We start from the raw sequence: 20376 nt of genomic DNA on the forward strand, positions 1-20376 counted from the left end.
AGTGCTAGACTGTTGAACTAGGCAACGTAGAATAGCGTACTAAAGTTCTCGGTGAAAAAACAAGCGAAAACCTCTACAAGCTACACTTTTTGTGTTTGCTCCGGGCTTTTATAGTTGTCTATTAAATGATACAGCTTTTCCATATCTACAGCTTCTCTCACATATGCTGCTGCTTTTGAAAAAGACTCCTCTTTTTGCAGGCGACTGTTGAATGTATCCGTAATAGGCGGCAATTTTTTAAGTTTACGAATTTGATTAAGCAAAGCTCTGCGCAAAGCATCGTTATGAAACACATCATGAACATACGTGCCAATGATGTTGTCTTTAACCGTTCCTTCTTTTTGATCATCTACCACCGCAAAGGCTTCCGTCATGCTTTTAGAAACCGTCTTTCCCATATGAATTTCATAGCCTTCAATCGAAACCTTCTCACTCTCTAACTGAACATATCCAGAAACTCTTTCTGTTTTTTTGCTGGTTGTCATAACGGTTTCCACTGGAAGCAAACCCAGCCCTTTAATAGATTCAATCCGGGACTCTACTGCATCGGGGTCCGTAATTGTCTCGCCTAACATTTGATATCCCCCGCAGATGCCAATAACGTGAGCGTTTGTTGCGTTCAAGACTTGATTAATGGCTAGAGCCAGGCCGCTTTCTTGTAAAAACTGCGCATCTTCAATCGTATTTTTGCTTCCTGGTAAAACAATTAAATCAGGCGTACCTAGTTGTGATGGCTTGGTTACAAGTCTCACATGACAGTCTTCTTCTAAGCTTAGAGGATCAATGTCTGTAAAATTTGAGATGCGAGGATACGAGATAACCGCAATATCGATTTCTTTTAACGGATTTACAAGCGTTGAGTAATTTCTGAGTGATAGCGAATCTTCAGCGTCAATTTCCACGTCGTGCATATAAGGAATCACTCCTAGTACCGGAACTCCCGTGTATTCTTCAAACCACTTCAACCCCGGTTTTAAAAGCTCTAAGTCCCCTCGGAATTTATTGATTAACACTCCAATTACTCTAGGTTTATGTTCATCTGGAAGCAATTGAAGAGTACCCACCAGACTCGCAAAAACCCCTCCTTTATCAATGTCTCCTACTAACACAACAGGGGCTTGGGCTATCTTTGCTACGCGCATATTTACCAGTTCCCGATCGTTCAAATTCACTTCAGCAGGACTTCCAGCACCTTCAATCACAATTCGATCATAATGATTGGCAAGCTCTTTATAAGACTCCGTGATAACGTTCAAACCTTCATTAAAAAATTCTTGCCGATACTGAAAAGCAAACATATTACGAAGCGGTTTTCCATGAACGACAATTTGAGATTCATGATCACGAGTTGGTTTAATTAAAATAGGATTCATATTGGTTGTTGCTTCTACTCCAGCCGCTTCAGCTTGAATTCCTTGCGCTCTTCCAATTTCTTTTCCATCCATTGTAATGTATGAATTAAGCGCCATATTTTGCGATTTAAACGGTGCAGTTTGATAGCCGTCTTCTTTAAAAATACGGCAAAACGCTGTAGCAATCATGCTTTTTCCAGCGTCTGAGTGCGTTCCTTGAATCATAAGAGGTTTTCCTTTTTTCACTTTTTCCACTCCCTATCACATAAAAAAACCTTAACTGTAAAAGTCAAGGTTTGGTCATGCGCTCATTAACACATTGTCTTGACTTATTTCTCCCACCGAAAAATAAGGGGTTTTTAAAAGCAGGTCTCCTGGCTTATGCTTCATTTTACTTCTGCATCCTTCCTAGTTTGACTAGTGGGTCTTTGCAGGTTCATCCACATTTACAGTAGCGGGGGCTGCACCGGATTTACACCGATTTCCCTATTATCCTCCTTAGAGGCACTTTTAAAATCATTTATTCTTTATTGTAACGAATTTTATAACCATTCACAATAACGATTTTCTTCTATTATTATATATTACTGTGTTTATACTTATTTGAGTCTCGTATGCTATAATAACAATTATTTTCCAAACATCTTATGAAATAGCTAGGAAGGTGCTCGTAGTTGAAGAAAAAAATCATTTATATCTTTATTAGTTTGCTTGTTCTTTACATAGCAATCATGTCTTTTTGTATGTATCAAACCGCTCATCAGCCTGTTCCGCAAAAAGCAGATTATGTGCTCATTTTAGGTTCCAAAGTAGACGGAGATCAAATGTCTCCTAGTTTAAAAGAACGAGCAAAAACGGCTTTATCTTATTTAAAGACTCATAAACAAACAAAAGTTATCGTAACGGGTGGAAAAGGATCCGATGAAGAAATTTCTGAAGCAGAAGCAGCCTATCGTTTTCTACGAAAAGAAGGAATTAAAAAGAATCGAATGATAAAAGAGGATCAGTCAACTTCTACTTTTGAGAATTTCACTTTCACTAAAAAGAAAGTTGATATTCAACACAAAAAAGTCGTGCTTGTTAGCAGTGATTTTCATTTATTTCGCGCCTCTATTATTGCCAAGCGTCAAGGTTTTGACGTTTATCCTTTAGGTGCAAAGACACCAAATTCAATTAAACTTCAAGCCTACTTTCGTGAGTATGCTGCTATCTTAAAAACGTGGCTGTTTGATAAATAAATAGAGTACACCCCTATACAAACGAAAAACACGGCATGAATTCATGCCGTGTTTTTTATTAATCATCCGTATCGATAACTGCTTTTGGTAAACCCGTGTATTTCGCCCAGTAGAAAATACCGATTGAAACAAGAGCAATTAAAATTAAGTCAAGCGGGTTGCTTAGCACACCTTGTCCTCCACCAAATGAGCCTAGGTAAGAGATAACAAGCATAATAATATAATAAGCAACTAGCCACCAAGCAGATTTAAGCTGCTGTGCAAATTTTACAACGTCAGTTGGTACGTATTTCTTAAATGCTACGTAGATAACAACCATTAGAAGCTGTGATCCTAGAAGCCAAGAAATTGTCGTCCATCCTGACCAATATACGATGTATGAACAGAAGATAAATGACACAGGAGCAATAACGCTCATGCCTTTTAATTTGAAAGGCTTTTTAAGGTCTTTTGCATTTACTCTGAATGCAGCAGCTGAAATTGGCGCAATCGCATAAGACAGAATAAGTGCTACTGAACATACGTTTACTAGCGCTTCCCAAGAAGGAAATGGCAGTGTCCAGAATACGGACATTCCAAACGATAGCCATAGTGACGCACGTGGAATTCCTGTTTTCTTATCTACTTTTGAGAAACGTTTAAATAGTGTTCCATTACGAGACCAAGCATAAACTAAACGAGAAGTTGTATTCATGAAGATGTTCCCGTTACCGCCTGGTGATAAAATAGCATCAAAAATAACAAGCGTTACTAACCAGCCAAGGCCTAAAATAAGTGCAATATCTTTAAATGGTAAAGAGAATTGCTCTTGAATTGTTCCCCATCCTCCTGATAGCATATCAGCCGGAATGTTACCAATGAACAATACTTGCAGTGCTGTGTAAATAATCGCTGAAAGTACAATACAGATAATGAGCGCGATTGGAATATTACGCTGCGGGTTTTTAACTTCACTGGCTACAGAAACAATAGGGTGAAGTCCTAGGTAAGCAAACATAACGCCACCTGTTGAAATGGCTGCTTGAATACCATTAAAACCAAACGGAGTAAAATCGCCAGTTGTAAAGTTAGCTGATTTAAAGTGATAAGCTAACACGACGATAATTGTAAGAGGAACCGCATATTTGAACACAGATATAATAACATTTGACTTAGCAAATGCTTTTACACTTACGTAGTTAATGATAAAAAATAGCGTTAATAACGCGAACTGAAATAACCAGCCGATTGTAGTAGGCGATTCAGAACCATGTTTAGTTAGACCAGGAAGCCAAAACGCAACATACTGACGTACAGCCGTTACCTCGATGGCAATCAAACTTGTGTAAGCAATAATGGTAATGAATGAAATTAAGTAACCCACTAAATGACCATGTGAGTAAACCGGATAACGGATAATTCCACCGGTACGCGGCAGCGCTGCTCCAAGTTCAGCATACACTAAACCGATAAGTAAAATAATGACTCCGCCAATCAGCCACGAAAAACTTCCGGCTGGACCAGCCTTTGACGCTACGTTACTAACCGCAAATAACCAGGCGGAACCAAAAATAGCTCCCATCCCAATTAACGTTAGGTCAAGTAACGATATTGATTTTTTAAACTTTCCTTGATTTCCTTGATCAGACATAATATCCTCCTTTAAAATTTCCACTCCACATATCTACGCCCTTGCGTCCGATATGGGATTCTTTACATCATCCTCCTCTTACTAAGACCTCACAAGTGGATATGTTAACAAATATTCTCTAAAAAACCAAGTTAAAAACTTTATTTTTTTGTAAAACATCGTTGAATTGCTTATGTATAGCGCATAAATTCCACAGAAGATTTGAGGACTACTCCTCCTATTTAACCGCATTTTTCTTAGGTTAAACATAAAAGAATATTCAAACTATTTACCGTAAAAAAGGGTCTGAGATATAATAAAATCAACCGCTAGAAGCAGCTACATACGCAACACCTAGGCTTGCCATACCAATAAAAAAATCCGAACGATTCATCGTTCGGATTTTGCTTTAATTAAAATAATGTTGCCCGTGCCTCTTTTTTTTTGCTTATTTAAATACTTTTACACGTTCACTTAGTGGTTGAAATTCTTTTTCTCCCGCTGGTGACACGGGATTACCAAATGGCATTTGAGCAATCAGCTTCCATGAACTTGGAATATTCCAAGCTGCTTTTACTTCATCGTCAATCAATGGATTGTAATGCTGTAAAGTTGCTCCTAGGCCTTCGAGCTCAAGAGCTGTCCAGATCACATGCTGCAGCATGCCTGATGATTGGTTAGACCAAACCGGGAAATTTTCGCTGTAAGATGCGAACTGCTTTTGCAGCCCTTCAACTACTTCTTGATCTTCAAAGAAAAGAACTGTTCCATAGCCGCTTCCGAATAAGTTCATTTTTTGATCCGTATCTGAAAAATTTTCAGCTGGAACAATTTTACGAAGCGTTTCTCTCGTAATATTCCACACTTTATCATGCTGTTCGCCAAATAAAACGACTACGCGTGCGCTTTGGGAATTAAATGCTGAAGGAGTATGTTTCACCGCAAAGTTAATAATTTCTTCAATTTTTTCTTCTGACATTTTTACATTTTTATCAATTGCATAAATAGAACGTCGGTTTTTAATTGCTTCATAAAAATCTTTTCCAACCTGTTGTTGATCACTTGATTTATCAAATAATTTATCTAAAAAACCCATTTTCCACACTCCTAATTGTTTGTTTTTTTAAGCTTAAATTGCATGTTTATACCCTTCCCCCTGATAAAAGGAGATAAACAAGATATAATGAATTCTTATATCTCTAATTCGAGATATTAAACCAAAAAATATTAATTGAAATTTAATTACTTTATGTAACTTACTTTACAATGATTATTTTGTTCTGTCAAGCGAAAATTATTATCTTTTTCTTTTCTTGATTATATGAAAAAAGACTGCTAAATACGGCAGTCTTTTTTCGTAGATGCTTAATGTTCATAAATCATCTTTCGCGTCATTCCCCCGTCTACTACGAGGTTAGCTCCTGTTACAAAATCATTTTCGACGTTTGTTAAGTACATACACGCTCTTGAGATATCCGCTGGCGTTCCTACCCGATTAGACGGATGCTGCGTATGATCGATTTCACGAAGGCCATCGTAGTCAGATGTCTCAATCCATCCTGGAGAAATAGCATTTACCGTGATGTTGTCATCACCAAGCGAAACGGCAAGTGCATGAGTTAAAGCAACGATTCCTCCTTTTGTAGCAGCATAGGCTTCTGTATCTGGTTCAGACATTGAAGCTCTTGTAGAAGCTAAGTTTACAATGGAGCCCCCGCTTTCGTTTTTCCTCATCACTTTAGCTGCTTCGCGAGAACATAGAAACACGCTGCGCAGGTTCGTATTGATAATGTCATCCCATTCATCAACGGTTAGCTCATACGGTGATTTCCAGCGGGAAACGCCTGCATTATTAATCAAAATATGTATCGTTCCATACGTACTGACCGTTTTTTCAACGAGATGTAAAATGTCGCTTTCTTTTCGGACGTCTGTTTTTACAAAAATGGCTTCTCCGCCTTGTCTTTGAATAGCTTCTGCGTGACGCTCGCCTTCGGTTTCGTCCACATCTGCCAATACCACTTTTGCTCCTTGTTTTGCGTATGCGCGTGATACATCTTTTCCTATTCCATTCGCAGCTCCCGTAACAACAACAACTAAATCTTTAAATGACATAGCATCTCCTCCTTATACGCTTTATTCACTTTTTTCTTCGTCTTTAAACAAGTGATCCGTGACGAAAAGAGCAAACGTTTCAGCCGTTAACTTGCATCCAGAAGCTTTTGGGTGACCTCCTCCTCCAAGGTGCCCAACAATTTCGGCTAAGTTGATTTCGTCTTTTACTGCACGGAAGCCAATCTTTTGGCGTCCCATGTCCACCATAACGGAAAAGTCGATATCTTCGTTTTCTAGACACAGTGCATTTCCTAGCTCAGACTGATATGTATCTGCAAATACAATGCCTACGTTGTACGCTGTTTTAGCAATTTCAACACTTTCTTTTATGATTTGTTTTTGCTTGTCGTAAATATATTTTTCAATCTTTTTTTCTTCTGCTTCTAGTAAAATTTCGTGTTTGTCCGTAAACGTAAATTCTTGATTTTCAGTATGGTACGATTCACGAAGCGTTTCTAGAATGGTCTCTTTAAATTCTTCATGCGGGATTAGATAATATAGGTGATTGAGGCGCTTTGCTTTCAAATTATTTTCATGAAACCAGTCCCACGTATCAAATAAACGCACAAGTTCTACATATTCATCAAGCAACTCCGTTTTTTGAAGCATGTTGTTGCGCACTAAGTAGTCGTAGAAAAGAGATGTAGCTGCTGTCTTTTTACCGTTTTCGTCTTCTGCAATAACATGAACCCAATCGTATTTCTCAGCTAGTGGAAGAGCAGAGATATGATGGTCAATAAGAGTTATTTTCTGGCCTTTTTTTACCAGTTCATTTAATTTTTCCGCTACTTCATCGTTTACGCTAATATCCGTTATGTATAAAGCTGTGTCTCCATCGTTTTCTTCTTCAATAAAATGCGTCACTGTGTCATTGATGCGGCCAATGCTTACCGTGCTGTAATCAAAGTTGTCGTCGCCAAACGCTAACCGACCCAACAGTGCTGGACTTACCCCGTCTAAATCGTTATGTGAAATTAATTTTATTTTTGTCATCAATCAAAACTCCTTTATTTTCAGTCGCCTTAGTATATGTACCGGCTTGTATATTATAGCAATTTCAACATAAAAATGCTGTTATTTACTTTGAAGAGAAGGAATATCTTCGCAATAAACAAAAGTGAAGTAAACGTTTAGACTTACCTGTATCAAAAGAGAGTGAGACATAACTACATCGATCCAATCAACAGCTAGAAGCAACTACACACATGAAACCTACGCTCACCAATACCAATAAAAAAATCCGAACGAATGTGATTCTCCATCAAGAATCTTGACTCATCGTTCGGATTTTCTTTTAACCAACCTACTTTTGTTTCAGCCTATTTCCACTTACTCTAAATTGCTGTGCTGCTTAAACGCCTGTTCATGATCCGTTTGGTTCAAATTCCCGTATTCTAAGCAAATCGTATCAAACACAACATGAGCACATTGATCAAACAATGAACCAAGCGGCTGAATAGAAGCGGCTTCATTTTCGCTTCGGTATTTGGTTGCAGCGGGAATGTGCAGCAGCTCATCAGTATGAGCAGTTAATGGTGATTCTGTACTAGCTGAAATGCCGATAACTGAACATCCTACTTCTTTGGCTTTTTTAGCTACGCTCACCACTTGCTGTGTTTTTCCTGAACCTGATACAGCCACCAATACGTCACCTGCTGCAATCGAAGGAGTAATGGTCTCTCCTACAACGTATACTGTTGCACCTAAATGCATCAGTCTCATCGCAAATGATTTGCCCATTAACCCGGAGCGACCTTCGCCTATAACAAAAATTCGTTTTGCTTGGTAAAGTGAAAACGCTACTTCTTCTATTTGAGGCTCTTTTATGTGATTCATTACGGTCGTAATTTCATGTAAAATCGTTTGTGTTTTTGTCATTATACGTTCCCCCTGCTCATAAATAAGTCTTGAAATTCAGCAGATGCCTTTGCCACATCTGCACTTTTTGTAATCGCTGATCCAATAATCGCAACGTCCGCTTTCATTTGAAGTAATGATGCTGCTGAGGCTGGATTAATTCCTCCTGCTACTGCTATTTGCGCATCTGAATGAAAATACTGCCGCAAATTTATTTGACTCAGCGATTTTCCTTCTTTTTCTTGCTCGTCTTTGCTGATATGATGGCAAAAAATAGCGTTTCTATAAATACTTACTTGCTTTTGCGAGCCGCTTGACGTGTTTAATAAATCAACCATCATTTTTTTATTCCATTTTTCGCTGACATTTGCACACGTCTCTATCGTGGGTAAAGGTGATACGCCCATTACTGTTGCTATATCTGCTCCTGCCTGATAGCACATGGTAAACTCATACTCTGCGTTATCAATCGTTTTGATATCTGCTACAATCGTCTTGTGCGGAAATGCCTGTTTGATTTTATAAATGCTTTCAATTCCATACTCTTTTATAAGAGATGTACCTACTTCAATCCAATCAACATAGGGTTCTGCCAGCTTGGCAAGGATAATAGCTTCTTCAATTGTGACGCGATCTAATGCTAATTGTATCTTCATCTTTCTTCTCCTCACTTTCTACTAAACCGGTTTAGTAACAGCGTAAAAAAAACGAATATTTTGATGAGCTAAAAAGAGCACGCCATAGGCGCTCTTTTTAGCTTAATGCGACAACGTTGTTTCTCGAATAATTAATTCACATTCATACTGGTACTCTTCATAAGCTATCTTTTCTTTCAAAATTTGTTTAATAAGTAAATCTGCTGCTTTTGTTCCCATGTCAAAAGCAGGCTGCGAAATCGTGGTAACGGCAGGCGTTGCTACATCTGCGTAAGGAATATTATCATAAACAATTAAAGATAAATCATTCGGGATATTAAATCCGTGTTGTTTAATAAATTTCTGCACTTCAATGAACACTAAATCGTTTCCAGCCAGCAGCGCTGTCGGCGGATTATCGGCTGCAAATAGCTTCTCCAGCGCTTTTTGCATGTCCGCTTTTTTGCAGTTAATAATCATAAATTCATTTAAAGGCATATTGGCTGATGTTAACGCTTCTTTGTACCCTTCTACACGTTCAATCCGGGGTGTAATAGTTAATGGTTCTGTAATAATCGCTATATGCTTATGTCCAAGCTCCAGCAGATGCAAAATAGCCTGTTTTGTGGCTTCTTGGTTGTTCGCCACTACGGATGGAATTTTTCCTTTTACATCATGAATTTTACGATCCATAATAACAACCGGATATTCTTCTTTGATCATCTGCTCATAAAGAGAAGTATTGGCACCCGTTGGAAATAAAATAAGGCCATCTACTTGCTTTGCTTTTAACATATTAATATATTTCTTTTCTTTATCAGGGTCATCATCTGCGTTGCAAATGATGGCATGTATATCTTGCGAATGGCAATAGTCTTCAATGGCACGAATGACTTCCGTAGAAAATCTGTGCATAATATTGGCAACAATAATCCCAATCATCGACGTTCGCTTTTGTTTTAAGCTTCGTGCTAGATAGTTGGGCTGATAGCCCAGTGTATCGATCGCTTCTTTAATTTTCTTTCGCGTTTCTTCGCCCATATATTCGTATCGCTTGTTAATGTATTGTGATACGGTGCTTTTGGAGACATTTGCTGCTTTTGCAACGTCCAGCATAGTAACTTTTTGCATCATGATCCGTCCTTTTCATTCAATCCCTAAAATTATGCTACTCCTAGTGTAAACGAAAAAAACGAAAAAGGAAAAGCCTTCTTGCTAGCAGAAGGCTTTATTTATTAAGCGTACGCAAGCCTAGCTTCTTGAATTTCATGAGTAAAACGTTTCGCTTCCCTTGTTACTTGAAGTAAGTATTCAGGAGTTGGAAGCTGCTTGCCATCTACTAATGTGCTTCCTGCTCCAATAGCAGCTGCTCCGGCTTTAATATAAGCTCCCGCATTCTCAGCCGTAACGCCGCCTGTTGGCATTAACGGAATATGAGGAAGCGGTCCTGCTATATTTTTAAAATAAGCGGGGCCTACTACGCTTGCCGGGAAGACTTTAATCATATCTGCGCCGCATTCATAGGCTGTTAAAATTTCAGTAGGTGTAAAAGCACCCGGAACGCTAATGACTCCGTATCTTTTAGCCGTTTTAATTGTTCGTTCGTTCACCGTAGGGGAAAAAATAAATGACGCTCCTGCCATAATGGCAATTCGTGCTGTTTCTTCGTCTAGAACAGTTCCTGCTCCAATAAACATCGAATCGTCAAATTCATTTTTCAATTCTTTAATAACCTCTACGGCAGCAGGGTTTTCCATTGTGATTTCTAGATTTGTTACTCCGCCTTCTTTTAACGCGTAGGCAAGCGGAATAATTCGCTCAGCGCTTGCTCCTCGAATGACCGCTACAATACCGCTACTTGTAATTTTCTCAATATGCATCTCAATTCTCCTTTTCTATCATTACATTAAGCCGTTGTTTCAACTGGCTTCACACTCTGAACTTCTCTTGGCTTTTTCGTTGCGACAATGGTTAAAACTGCCGCAAGGAATAATGATCCAGCCATAAAGATATAGGAAGCGCCAAACCCTCCTGTTGATCCATTTAAAAATCCTACAATATAAGAACCGGCAAATGAACCAAGTGCCCCCATGCTATTAATTAAAGCCATCGCTCCTCCGGCAACATTACGCGGTAAAATTTCAGGAATAATCGCAAAGAACGGTCCGTACGGAGCATACATCGTTCCTCCGGCGATAACGAGTAAAGTAAAAGAAAGCCAGAAGTTGCTTGTGCCAACTAAATAAGATCCGTAAAAGGCAAGAGCTCCTACTAATAAGAACGGCCATACAAATGCGCTTCGTTTTAAAAACTTATCTGATAGATATGAAACCGTTAACATTAATACGACTGCTAATACGTAAGGAACGGACGCTAACCACCCTGTCTTCACTATACTCATGTTAGGCGCTGCTTTAATAATAGACGGCAGCCACATAACAAATCCGTAGACGCCAATACTCCATAAAGCATATTGAATGCTTAATAAAATGACAGTACGATTTTTGAAAGCTTCTTTATAGCCTTTAACAGGTTTAATTCCTTCTTGTTCTTTTTGCAGCGCATCGTGTAAGTCTGCTTTTTCTTTTTTCGACAGCCAGCCTGCATCTTTTGGCTCATCGTTTACTAGTTTCCACCATAAAAACGCCCAAATAACAGCTGGAAAACCTTCTAAAATAAACATCCATCTCCAGCCAAATGATTCTAGCAAATATCCAGAAACAATTGACATCCAAAGGACCGTTGCCGGGTTTCCTAAAATTAAGAACGTGTTGGCTCTAGAACGTTCTGCTTTTGTAAACCAGTGGCTTAAAAAAACGAGCATAGCAGGCATAACGGCACTTTCCACTACTCCTAAAGCAAATCGAATAACAAACAAAAATCCGACGTGGCTTACCATACCTGTAGCTGTAGCAAGTGCTCCCCATAAAATCAGAGACCAAAAAATCAGCTTTTTGGCGCTTTTATTTTCAGCATAGTGAGCGCCAGGAATTTGGAAAAAGAAATAACCTAAGAAAAAGAGCGATCCTAATAAAGACGAAATACCTGGCGTAATATGAAGATCTTCTGCCAGCCCTGCTGCTGCTCCAAACCCGTAGTTTGCACGGTCTAAATATGCAAGGCTATACGTAATAAATACGATAGGAATTAACCGAAGCCATCTTTTTTTTGCTAGCTGCTGTTTCATTATCACTTCACTCCTTGTTTTTGGGATTCCATATATTTTTGCAACTGCTGTTCAGTTGGATATCCGTCGTTATCTCCAGGGCTTTGTACAGCTAATGACCCAATAGCATTTGCTCTCATGACAGATTGAGTAAGAGAATCATGCTGAAGAAGTCCGCTTAACAGCCCTACTGCAAAGCCGTCTCCTGCACCGACTGTATCCACTATTTGTTTGACTTTTATTCCTTCAACCATTCCTTGCTCTTTAGCCGTCTTAAAAAAGGCTCCTTGTTCACCTAGTTTAATAACGACAAGCTCTACGCCTGCATCTAAATAGTAAGAAGCGATGTCTTCTGGGTTTTCGTATCCGGTTAAAATTTTCCCTTCTTCAATGCCTGGCAGAACGTAGTTTGCTTGTTTAGCAGCTTCGTTGATTGTAAAAATCATTTCTTCCTTCGATGTCCAAAGAGTCGGTCGCAGGTTCGGGTCAAAGGAAACCGTTCTGCCAGCTGCTTTCATCGAGGTAAGCGCGTGTAGAGCAAATTCACGCATGCTTGCTGACACAGCAAGCGGTATTCCTGTCATATGCATGTGTTTTGCCGCTAAAAAATAGTTTCGATTAAAATCGCGTGGGTGCAAGTGACTGGCTGCCGAATTTTTTCGGAAGTAACAAACTTCCGGATCTCCCACTTCCACTTTTGATTTAATTTGAAAGCCTGTTGAATGTTCGCTATCTACTAGTACACAATCGGTGTTGACCGACTCCTCTTGTAGCCGTTTCATAATAAACGTACCGAAAGGATCATTGCCGACTTTGCTCACCCACCCTGCGCGCAGACCGAGACGAGCGAGACCAATTGCTACATTTGTTTCTGCTCCGGCTAGCTCTTTTGTATAATGCTTAATCTCATACAGCGGTCCTGGTTGTTCTGCCATGAACATCGCCATTGCTTCTCCGAAGGTAATAACGTCTAATGAATTCATTGCACTTCCTCCTGTTCTGCTGCTTGCACCAATGAAATGAAGCGGGGGATTTGTTCCGGTTCATCGATTGGAAACTCTAAAGCTTTAAAAATCGAATGAGAAAACCCTTTCAAAATATCTTTCCACATTTCATTTGAATCGTTTGATATAGAGGTTGTTACTAGCTTTCCGCTATTCTTTATTACGTGTTTAACATGAATATAGCCTACAAATGACCTTAGCTTTTTGATTGCTTCCTGGGGTCGTTCCTGTACATAAAGCCAGTTACCAATATCAAACGTCATGGAAACAGGAATTTCGTAAGCGTTATCAAAAAATGCGTGCAAAGATGCTATGTTGCCTCCATAACTGGTTTGATCGTTTTCCACAAATAGATGTAAAGCTGGAAATGCCTGCAATAGCTCCTGCAATTCCCCTATAGGTGATTGTGGCTGATAAAAACCAAGAGAAACTTTTACCCACTGAGCGCCAAGTGATACGGCTTCTTCAAGAATAGATTTTAATTCTTGTTTGTTTAACTCTCCACTTTCTTTCCACAGTTCGATTGGAGCCGAATATACTGTAAAAAGCGGATATCTTTTTAATTCTTCGGCAATAAGCTCAATCTCTTGATCTACTTTTTTCATTAACTCTCTTCGAATTTCCACTCCATGTACTTGCTGTTCATATATTTTCCCAATCATGGTGTGCTGAGAGCTTGTCGTTTCAAATGCATTTAAAGGAATAATGATATGATTCATAAATCGACCTACCTTTCTTATTATACTAGCTAACCACTTACTAAACCGGTTTAGTAAATCGATTTATCTAAATTATAAGACTATTGAAAGCGCTTTTCAAGCTTTTTTTATAAATTATAAAAAAAAGAAACAACACGGCGTTATGCCGTGTTGTTTCTTAGTGATCTTCTGTGCTTTTTACTAAATTGCGATCTTGTTGATAAATATCATAGATTAAGAAACTAAAACCATAGTACAAGACCATGATTACAACTGACTTTGTCATGATAAATAAAGCGCCTAGCCCGATACCAACTAACAGCGTCTGGACACTCAAACGGTCACGCTGAAAAGCTAGCTGTGATAGGAAATAACCAATACCAATTAAAATAGCCAACACCCATGTATTTTGAATGGCTAATACATAGTGACTATATAAATAAAAGCTAGGAAAATAGACGGTGCTTTCTACGAAGCTGGAAATACCGCTGTATGCAAGCCACCACTTTTGCTCTCTTTCTGTTTTAGGAACGGTTGCCTCAATTGACGTGGGCATCTCCTGTTCCACAAAAACCGTTTCTCCATGATCTTTCATCCATTGAATCATAATGGAAATAATAATAAAACCGGCAAAGATTAAAAGCAGCAGATATTCAATCCACGCTGGATACGGAGCCGTCCGGTGAATCGTATCTAGATATACTCCCTGCAATCCTAACATAGAAAGTGGAACCGCATGGTATACCATCACCGCAATATAAAATAGTAAAATTAGCACATAAAAAAAGAACTGTTCTTTGTAGTAGCGAATTTTTTTGCCTTCTGAAGCAATTCGCTTAACAGTCACGCTCTCCAAGTACGGACGAATAATGCTTATGATAATAATAAGACACGTAAATACAATCATATAGTTATGTAATCACCTTTTCAACTTCATTATGTAACATTTTTTTCCATCCGCGAGAACAGGTGGTTAACAGCCTCTGTCCTTTCTTATAGTACCAAAAAACTAAACTTTTTGACAATCCTGATTTATCAATTAGGAAGATGAAATAAGCGTAGCTACATTAATACCGCTAATTGTGACCATAGGAGATCCCCCGCCTGGGTGAGTCGTTCCTCCTACAAAATATAAGTTTTTAACATCTTTTGAGACGTTGCTTGGACGAAGAAAACTATCCATTTTCCGATTTGAACTCACTCCATACAAAGCGCCTTTAAATGCACCAAAGGTTTGTTCAATTTCACATGGAGTAACAATTCGTTCATGTACAAGCGAGGGCTCAATATCTAAACCAAACTTAGAAAGCTTGCGATAGACAACCTCTCTGTAAGATTTCATTTTTTCTTGATTCGCTTCTTTTACAGCAGGGGCATTCACTAAAATAAATAAATTATCACCCGGAGCTACCGTGTTATCGGTATACGAAGAATTACAAACGTAAATGGTAGGGTCGGTTGGAAGCGTTTTTTGCTGAAATAGTTCATAGAATTCCTGCTTGTAATCCTGAGAAAAGTACACTTGATGATGAATCAGCTGAGAAAAGCGCTTTTTAACTGCTGCCATAATTACATAGGCTGATATGGAAGGCTCAAATTCAGCTGCTTTTTTGTTTTTAAAATGAGGTCTATCCTGCTCTTTTACGAGTGCCGGATAGGCATTTAGCAAGTCCCCGTTTACAATAACGATATCCGCGTCTATCTTTTCTTCTCCATTCACTTCCACTCCGACAGCCCGCTTATTTTTTACTACTATTTCAGTCACGCTGCAGTTTGTGTACAGCTTTCCGCCGGCTTTTTGGAACACATGCCCCAGCCCTTTTGCAATTCTAGTATTTCCTCCTTTTACATAGTACACCCCGTCATTCATTTCTAAGTGTCCAATCAGTGAAAAGGTAGCGGGCGATGTATAAGGTGAAGATCCAATATAGGTTGCGTATCGATTAAATGCATTTCGAATGTTTTCATTTCGAAAAAAGCGCTGATGAAACGTATCTACTGTTTCAAACGGCCTTACTTGCAGCAGTGCTTTTAATAGAGAAGGGTTTGTGTAATCTTTCCATGACGAAAATGTCCGGTAGAAAAATTGACTTTTTGCAATGTCATATATTCTTTTTACTTCTTTTAAATAGGCCGGGTATTGTTTAGCAGCAAAGGGGTCAAGACGTTCAAGCTGCTCAATCATTTTTCGTTCGTCGATAGACATGGAAAATTGTGAACCGTCGGTGAAGAAATTATTTGTATGATGCGTTAGTTTAACAAGAGGCATATAGTCTTCTGCACGTTCGCCCGCTTGCTCAAATAACCACTGAAAAACTTCTGGCATTGTAATGGTATTAGGCCCGAAATCAAAAGAATATTCTCCTAGCTGCACAGGCATCATTTTTCCGCCTACGTGTTCGTTTTTTTCAACGATTGTGACATCGAACCCTTTTGTTTGAAGAAGAACTCCTGCAGCTAATCCGCCTAATCCTGCCCCGACAATTAGTACTTTTTTCATTGATAATGCCTTCCTTTCCATTCATATCCCTGCTTTTTTCGTTCACGCTTCATAGAATGGTTCATGAGCAGCATCAGCACAATTGCCGACGCCGGCATAGTAAGAAACAAAAGCCCTTTTTGCTGAGCCGACCGGTCAATTAAAAACCGCTGAAAAAGCATAATGCAAAAAGGAAGAATCCAAAGTATGTTGCCTGTGAATATTCCTGCTATAAACAAAGGAAGCGGCAGCACATAGTAACAGGTAAAAAAAACGCTCAGTATCCAAACTGCTTTAGCGGATCGGCCTAGACCAACAAAGATATTTTTAGCAAACCCATTCCATACTTCTTCAGTTGTTTCATACATATAACAGCTAACGTGAGACGTAATATTGGCTAAAATAACGCGCTGTTTCTTTTTCTTAAAAAGCTGAGCTAGATGCACATCTTCTACTAGTGAAGTTTTAACAGCTTCATGTCCTCCTGCGATCTCATAAGCTTCTTTTTTTATAAACATAAAAGCACCGTGAGCTGCTGAAGCTTTGCTCACCTTGTTACGGTTCGCTACCACAACCGGTAAATAGCTAAAAACAACCACATGCTGAAGCGGAACAACCAATGCTTCTAACCACGTTTTTACGGGAAAACGAGGAAATCCTGTTAAAAGAGCTGCTTTTGTCGCTTGTGCGGTGGCTAAAGTATGTTCTAGCGTGCGTTCTTTGAGCTGTACATCGGCATCTACAAACAATAAATAGTCTCCATTTGCAGCTTGTGACAGCTGGTGACAGGCATGAACTTTTCCTACCCACCCTTCTTTCAGCTCTTTTCCTTCTATGATGGTAAACCTTGAATCCCCTTGAATTTCTTTCCACAGCTGTGTTCGTGTTTCATCTGTGGACTGATCGTCTAGTATGACACATTCTAGATTGCTGTACGTTAATCCTTTAACAGAAGAAATGATTCGCTTTACATTTCGTTCTTCGTTTCGCATTGGAATCAAAATAGAAATGAGAGGCTGAGGTGTTTTTGAATTCAACTTGTATCTATTTAATTTAGGCATTGCTTGAATATTTACAATGGTCAGAAGCAGCATCAAAATAAATAAAAGCATATAGTAAATCATTCTTTCACCTTCGCTTTCCACCACGTTAACCACTCGCTAAGCGTCTTTCGTCCTTTTAATAAAACCGTAAATTCCTCATCGTTTTCTTGAATGATTTTTTGTTTTTGATGATCGAGCTGAGCAGTGACTGCAGCGGCTAGCGTTTTGGTTATATCTTCTCTTGCATTGGCTAAGTCGTAAAAAACAGCTTGCCCTACCCAGATAAAAAGCTCGGGTCGCTGATCATGGCGAAACGTATAATAATATGTAATGGGAATAACTTCAACGTCAGATTGCTTTTTTAGAAGAAAAGCAGGTCCTTCAGAAAAAGCTAACGGTCTTTTTTCAAGATGCTCTTCTTTTCCTTGAGGAAAAACAAGCACCGCTTTTTTATCTTCTAACAGCCTACTGGCAAACCTTAACGATTCCACCGTATGCTTCGGAGACGCTGCATTTACTGAAAAAGCCCCAATTCGTTGAAAAAAAGGAAAATCCTTCATTCCTTGTTCAGACATCATAGCGTATAGATCTGTTTTTAATACCGCGTTATTTAAATAAAATGTCACTAAACCGTCCCACCAGCTGGAATGATTAGCAATTAATAACATTTTTTTATCTTTTGGGAGCTCTTCTATATGTAAATGAATACGATAAAACTGTTTTTTGAGCTGATATGTGACAAACAGTTGAAAAAAGCGCTCAAATATTGAGTTTTTCTTCGGATAAATCATAAGCGAGTCTCCTTTTTATACACAATATAAAGAATAAGAAAAGGAATCATCGTCAGCCATACCACAAGCCACAGGCCATTTACTAATGCTACAATTACAAACATCATGACGACTGCACTATACAAAAACACCATTCTTCTTTCCCATACCGGCTCTTCTTCTTTAGGAACCTTAGCTAAAAAGAAATATACGACCAGCTGAATGAAGAAAGACAGTAAAAACCAGCCGGAGAAATTGGATAAAGGAATATTATAATAAAAGCTGTCCCCTTCCCACACCCAATATTGTTTAACAACATAGGCAACGGGATCAATAGCCAAATCCATAATAACAGCAAATAGCGAACTAATGACCGCATAGGCAATTCCATGGACAATAAACGGCAGCTCCATGCGCTTCATAATTCCGAGAGCTAATATTCTGCTTGTGATTACGACCATAAACCAAGCCGATCCAATGGTTAGAGGAACTCCTAAGATTTTAGCGCCAAAATCTTTTTCATAATCGTAGGATCCAAACAAAAACCCATGTTTAACACCTAGACTTTCGACATAAATAGATGCGCCTGTCACAAATACGGCAACGACCAGTGCCCGCCTTACTCCATAGGCTTTAGCTAGATAAATAAGAGCAAGAAGACTGCTCAAGTGTAAAAAAACAGCATTTGCCCATTCTAACCATGAAGGCAGCAAATCAAATGAAAGCAAAACGACTCCGCATACGTACCAAATAAGAAAAAAACGATAAATACCATTTGTGATCATCGATTCACCTTCTCTCCAGCTTCTTTTTATCAAATTGCTATTATATAAGCTTGTACACATTCTCTCCATTTTCAATGTGCTCTTTTCTATGAGTAGAACACACTCTCTTAAGATTATGTGAAAATAGCCACTGTTAGTACGTTCCCTAAATAAGAGACTTTATTACTTATTTATAAACAAAAATAAAATAAACGTCCATTAAAATCTACGGATGTATAGATTGAAATGACGTTTATTTTTTCTTATGTATATACACTTCTAATAGCTTTTTGGCAATGAGTCCAATAACCAGTCCCGGTACAACAGACAGCATAGGGAGCCAAATTGGGCCTATAAAAACACCGTTGATGGTTGTCACTGAGGAATACATAATGCCTACTGTAACAAAATAAGCACAGGAGACAAAAGGAATAAATGTAAATCTTGATGCGCCGTTTTCTGCTTCTTTAACAGCATCCCAAATTGCAAAAAAATATAAACATGGATAAAACATTAACCACTGCATGTTCATTACCTCGAGGGATTGCTTTGTTTCCCCCAAAAAGCTTAAGCGAATGCCTTCATTAAAATTTGCGCCCATATTAATGAGAAATTCAAGTACAATAAACAAAATTCCTTTTATATGTTTTTTGTTTAGTAATTGTCCAAAGCCTGGCAACGCAATGCTCCATAAAAGAGCTTCTAGTCTAGTCACGTTCTATCCCAACATTTTGACGTATAAAAGAACTCCACAGCATGATATCAGTAGAAATTTTGTCCATAGTTATCAACCTCACAATAATTTACTTATAGTTTTTGTAAATGTAAAATTTTTATACTACATCTCCTTTAATATTTGTAACTTATTGTAAATTGATAAATGTTTTAGCTATTCAACCAGACATTTTCGTTTAGAATTTTCTGTTTATTAAAACAAAAGCGTGCGATATACTAGTTTTATACGTACGAAAGGATGAGAAAGCTGACATGGAAACAAGTTTTTTTTCAATTTTAATACTAGGATTTTTTTTAGGAATCAAGCATGCTCTAGAACCAGATCACATTATCGCTGTATCAACCATTGCTTCAAAAAGTAAAAAGCTGTGGCGCTCTTCGCTTGCAGGAGTATACTGGGGGATTGGTCATACGCTTACGCTGTTTATTTTTGGCATGATTTTAATAGTGTTAAAAAGCAGTATTTCTGAACGTATGAGCATGTCACTTGAATTTTTAGTGGGCATTATGCTCGTTTATCTCGGTTTTACATCGTTTCTGTCTTACAAAAAACAAGTGCATACGCATCACGAAAAAACGTCTTACTTAAAGTCATTAGGCATTGGCTTTGTTCATGGACTGGCCGGAAGCGCAGCGATGGTTGTAGTAACGATGAGCACCGTTACTCACGTATGGCAAGGTGCGCTGTACATTATCATTTTTGGAATCGGCACTTGTCTTGGCATGCTGTTATTTACGACGGTTATTGGAATTCCATTCGTTACAACTAAAAAGCAAGTGACGTTAAACCGCTGTTTGATGCAGGTAACAGGTGCTGTCAGCATTATATTTGGCCTCTATTATATGTATAATTTAGGTGTAAGCGACGGATTATTTAGTCTGTGGTTCTAACAGAGAATAAAACATAATGA

The 20376-nt window shown here is 38.6% G+C and carries 20 protein-coding genes and 1 riboswitch; of the genes, 2 read left to right on the plus strand and 18 right to left on the minus strand.

Going from position 1 to position 20376, the window contains the following annotated elements:
• Positions 1–80: 80 nt before the first annotated feature.
• Entirely contained in the window at positions 81–1607 is a 1527-nt protein-coding gene (locus NST66_RS14065) for a cobyric acid synthase (RefSeq protein ID WP_340843435.1), read from the minus strand.
• Between the two features lie 92 nt (positions 1608–1699).
• A riboswitch (cobalamin riboswitch) is annotated at positions 1700–1879 on the minus strand.
• 147 nt (positions 1880–2026) lie between these two features.
• Between NST66_RS14065 and NST66_RS14070 the strand changes: the two genes are divergently transcribed.
• Positions 2027–2590: a YdcF family protein gene (locus NST66_RS14070; RefSeq protein WP_033579429.1), complete on the plus strand. Its 564-nt coding sequence runs from the start codon at positions 2027–2029 to the stop codon at positions 2588–2590.
• Positions 2591–2648: 58 nt separating this feature from the next.
• Here the strand turns inward: NST66_RS14070 and NST66_RS14075 are convergent, their stop codons facing one another.
• The 17 genes from NST66_RS14075 to NST66_RS14155 all read right to left on the minus strand — a co-directional run bounded on the left by NST66_RS14075 (position 2649) and on the right by NST66_RS14155 (position 19445).
• The gene (locus tag NST66_RS14075) at positions 2649–4220 is read right to left on the minus strand and encodes an APC family permease (protein ID WP_028412838.1); all 1572 of its coding nucleotides are present in this window, start codon (positions 4218–4220) and stop codon (positions 2649–2651) included.
• Between the two features lie 427 nt (positions 4221–4647).
• Positions 4648–5295 (minus strand): nitroreductase family protein, encoded by a 648-nt coding sequence (locus tag NST66_RS14080; protein WP_033579430.1) that lies wholly within the window; start codon positions 5293–5295, stop codon positions 4648–4650.
• Positions 5296–5564: 269 nt separating this feature from the next.
• Positions 5565–6314: a glucose 1-dehydrogenase gene (locus NST66_RS14085; protein ID WP_033579431.1), complete on the minus strand. Its 750-nt coding sequence runs from the start codon at positions 6312–6314 to the stop codon at positions 5565–5567.
• A 21-nt stretch (positions 6315–6335) separates the two neighbouring features.
• Positions 6336–7307: a DHH family phosphoesterase gene (locus NST66_RS14090; protein ID WP_098113318.1), complete on the minus strand. Its 972-nt coding sequence runs from the start codon at positions 7305–7307 to the stop codon at positions 6336–6338.
• Positions 7308–7643: 336 nt separating this feature from the next.
• Positions 7644–8192: a 6-phospho-3-hexuloisomerase gene (gene hxlB, locus NST66_RS14095; RefSeq protein WP_033579433.1), complete on the minus strand. Its 549-nt coding sequence runs from the start codon at positions 8190–8192 to the stop codon at positions 7644–7646.
• Positions 8192–8827 carry a 3-hexulose-6-phosphate synthase gene (gene hxlA / locus NST66_RS14100; protein ID WP_049165308.1) on the minus strand — a complete coding sequence of 212 codons (636 nt, stop codon included), beginning with the start codon at positions 8825–8827 and terminating at the stop codon, positions 8192–8194. The genes hxlB and hxlA overlap by 1 nt, the downstream gene beginning before the upstream one ends.
• Before the next feature lie 102 nt (positions 8828–8929).
• On the minus strand, positions 8930–9940 hold the full coding sequence (locus NST66_RS14105; protein ID WP_049165310.1) for a LacI family DNA-binding transcriptional regulator: 1011 nt from the start codon (positions 9938–9940) through the stop codon (positions 8930–8932).
• A gap of 101 nt (positions 9941–10041) precedes the next feature.
• The gene (locus tag NST66_RS14110) at positions 10042–10686 is read right to left on the minus strand and encodes a bifunctional 4-hydroxy-2-oxoglutarate aldolase/2-dehydro-3-deoxy-phosphogluconate aldolase (RefSeq protein ID WP_014459503.1); all 645 of its coding nucleotides are present in this window, start codon (positions 10684–10686) and stop codon (positions 10042–10044) included.
• Between the two features lie 26 nt (positions 10687–10712).
• Positions 10713–11993, minus strand: coding sequence for an MFS transporter (locus NST66_RS14115; protein ID WP_013083743.1), 1281 nt, complete (start codon positions 11991–11993; stop codon positions 10713–10715).
• A gap of 2 nt (positions 11994–11995) precedes the next feature.
• Positions 11996–12955, minus strand: a complete 960-nt coding sequence (locus tag NST66_RS14120; RefSeq protein WP_033579436.1) for a sugar kinase — start codon at positions 12953–12955, stop codon at positions 11996–11998.
• Complete coding sequence (locus NST66_RS14125; protein WP_340843436.1) at positions 12952–13695, minus strand: sugar phosphate isomerase/epimerase family protein; 744 nt, start codon at positions 13693–13695, stop codon at positions 12952–12954. The genes NST66_RS14120 and NST66_RS14125 overlap by 4 nt, the downstream gene beginning before the upstream one ends.
• Positions 13696–13852: 157 nt before the next feature.
• Positions 13853–14581 (minus strand): hypothetical protein, encoded by a 729-nt coding sequence (locus NST66_RS14130; RefSeq protein WP_028412829.1) that lies wholly within the window; start codon positions 14579–14581, stop codon positions 13853–13855.
• 132 nt (positions 14582–14713) lie between these two features.
• On the minus strand, positions 14714–16174 hold the full coding sequence (locus tag NST66_RS14135; RefSeq protein WP_340843437.1) for a phytoene desaturase family protein: 1461 nt from the start codon (positions 16172–16174) through the stop codon (positions 14714–14716).
• Positions 16171–17277: a glycosyltransferase gene (locus NST66_RS14140; protein WP_049165328.1), complete on the minus strand. Its 1107-nt coding sequence runs from the start codon at positions 17275–17277 to the stop codon at positions 16171–16173. Before NST66_RS14140 ends, NST66_RS14135 begins: the two co-directional genes overlap by 4 nt.
• On the minus strand, positions 17274–17987 hold the full coding sequence (locus NST66_RS14145) for a lysophospholipid acyltransferase family protein (protein ID WP_165635364.1): 714 nt from the start codon (positions 17985–17987) through the stop codon (positions 17274–17276). The genes NST66_RS14140 and NST66_RS14145 overlap by 4 nt, the downstream gene beginning before the upstream one ends.
• On the minus strand, positions 17984–18751 hold the full coding sequence (locus NST66_RS14150) for a carotenoid biosynthesis protein (RefSeq protein ID WP_033579441.1): 768 nt from the start codon (positions 18749–18751) through the stop codon (positions 17984–17986). Before NST66_RS14150 ends, NST66_RS14145 begins: the two co-directional genes overlap by 4 nt.
• Before the next feature lie 232 nt (positions 18752–18983).
• Complete coding sequence (locus tag NST66_RS14155) at positions 18984–19445, minus strand: hypothetical protein (protein ID WP_033579442.1); 462 nt, start codon at positions 19443–19445, stop codon at positions 18984–18986.
• Positions 19446–19717: 272 nt separating this feature from the next.
• Between NST66_RS14155 and NST66_RS14160 the strand changes: the two genes are divergently transcribed.
• On the plus strand, positions 19718–20356 hold the full coding sequence (locus NST66_RS14160) for a HoxN/HupN/NixA family nickel/cobalt transporter (RefSeq protein WP_033579443.1): 639 nt from the start codon (positions 19718–19720) through the stop codon (positions 20354–20356).
• The last annotated feature ends 20 nt before the right edge of the window (positions 20357–20376 follow it).

Origin of the sequence: Priestia sp. FSL W8-0524, from assembly GCF_038005965.1 — a bacterium.
GTDB classification, from domain to species: Bacteria; Bacillota; Bacilli; order Bacillales; family Bacillaceae_H; genus Priestia; species Priestia zanthoxyli.

What these genes read in the sequence shown, in the direction of transcription:
- NST66_RS14075 (WP_028412838.1), bottom strand. Translation starts at nt 4,220, where the DNA reads ATGTCTGATCAAGGAAATCAAGGAAAGTTTAAAAAATCAATATCGTTA.
- NST66_RS14080 (WP_033579430.1), bottom strand. Translation starts at nt 5,295, where the DNA reads ATGGGTTTTTTAGATAAATTATTTGATAAATCAAGTGATCAACAACAG.
- NST66_RS14085 (WP_033579431.1), bottom strand. Translation starts at nt 6,314, where the DNA reads ATGTCATTTAAAGATTTAGTTGTTGTTGTTACGGGAGCTGCGAATGGA.
- NST66_RS14090 (WP_098113318.1), bottom strand. Translation starts at nt 7,307, where the DNA reads ATGACAAAAATAAAATTAATTTCACATAACGATTTAGACGGGGTAAGT.
- hxlB (WP_033579433.1), bottom strand. Translation starts at nt 8,192, where the DNA reads ATGACAAAAACACAAACGATTTTACATGAAATTACGACCGTAATGAAT.
- hxlA (WP_049165308.1), bottom strand. Translation starts at nt 8,827, where the DNA reads ATGAAGATACAATTAGCATTAGATCGCGTCACAATTGAAGAAGCTATT.
- NST66_RS14105 (WP_049165310.1), bottom strand. Translation starts at nt 9,940, where the DNA reads ATGATGCAAAAAGTTACTATGCTGGACGTTGCAAAAGCAGCAAATGTC.
- NST66_RS14110 (WP_014459503.1), bottom strand. Translation starts at nt 10,686, where the DNA reads ATGCATATTGAGAAAATTACAAGTAGCGGTATTGTAGCGGTCATTCGA.
- NST66_RS14115 (WP_013083743.1), bottom strand. Translation starts at nt 11,993, where the DNA reads ATGAAACAGCAGCTAGCAAAAAAAAGATGGCTTCGGTTAATTCCTATC.
- NST66_RS14120 (WP_033579436.1), bottom strand. Translation starts at nt 12,955, where the DNA reads ATGAATTCATTAGACGTTATTACCTTCGGAGAAGCAATGGCGATGTTC.
- NST66_RS14125 (WP_340843436.1), bottom strand. Translation starts at nt 13,695, where the DNA reads ATGAATCATATCATTATTCCTTTAAATGCATTTGAAACGACAAGCTCT.
- NST66_RS14130 (WP_028412829.1), bottom strand. Translation starts at nt 14,581, where the DNA reads ATGATTGTATTTACGTGTCTTATTATTATCATAAGCATTATTCGTCCG.
- NST66_RS14135 (WP_340843437.1), bottom strand. Translation starts at nt 16,174, where the DNA reads ATGAAAAAAGTACTAATTGTCGGGGCAGGATTAGGCGGATTAGCTGCA.
- NST66_RS14140 (WP_049165328.1), bottom strand. Translation starts at nt 17,277, where the DNA reads ATGATTTACTATATGCTTTTATTTATTTTGATGCTGCTTCTGACCATT.
- NST66_RS14145 (WP_165635364.1), bottom strand. Translation starts at nt 17,987, where the DNA reads ATGATTTATCCGAAGAAAAACTCAATATTTGAGCGCTTTTTTCAACTG.
- NST66_RS14150 (WP_033579441.1), bottom strand. Translation starts at nt 18,751, where the DNA reads ATGATCACAAATGGTATTTATCGTTTTTTTCTTATTTGGTACGTATGC.
- NST66_RS14160 (WP_033579443.1), top strand. Translation starts at nt 19,718, where the DNA reads ATGGAAACAAGTTTTTTTTCAATTTTAATACTAGGATTTTTTTTAGGA.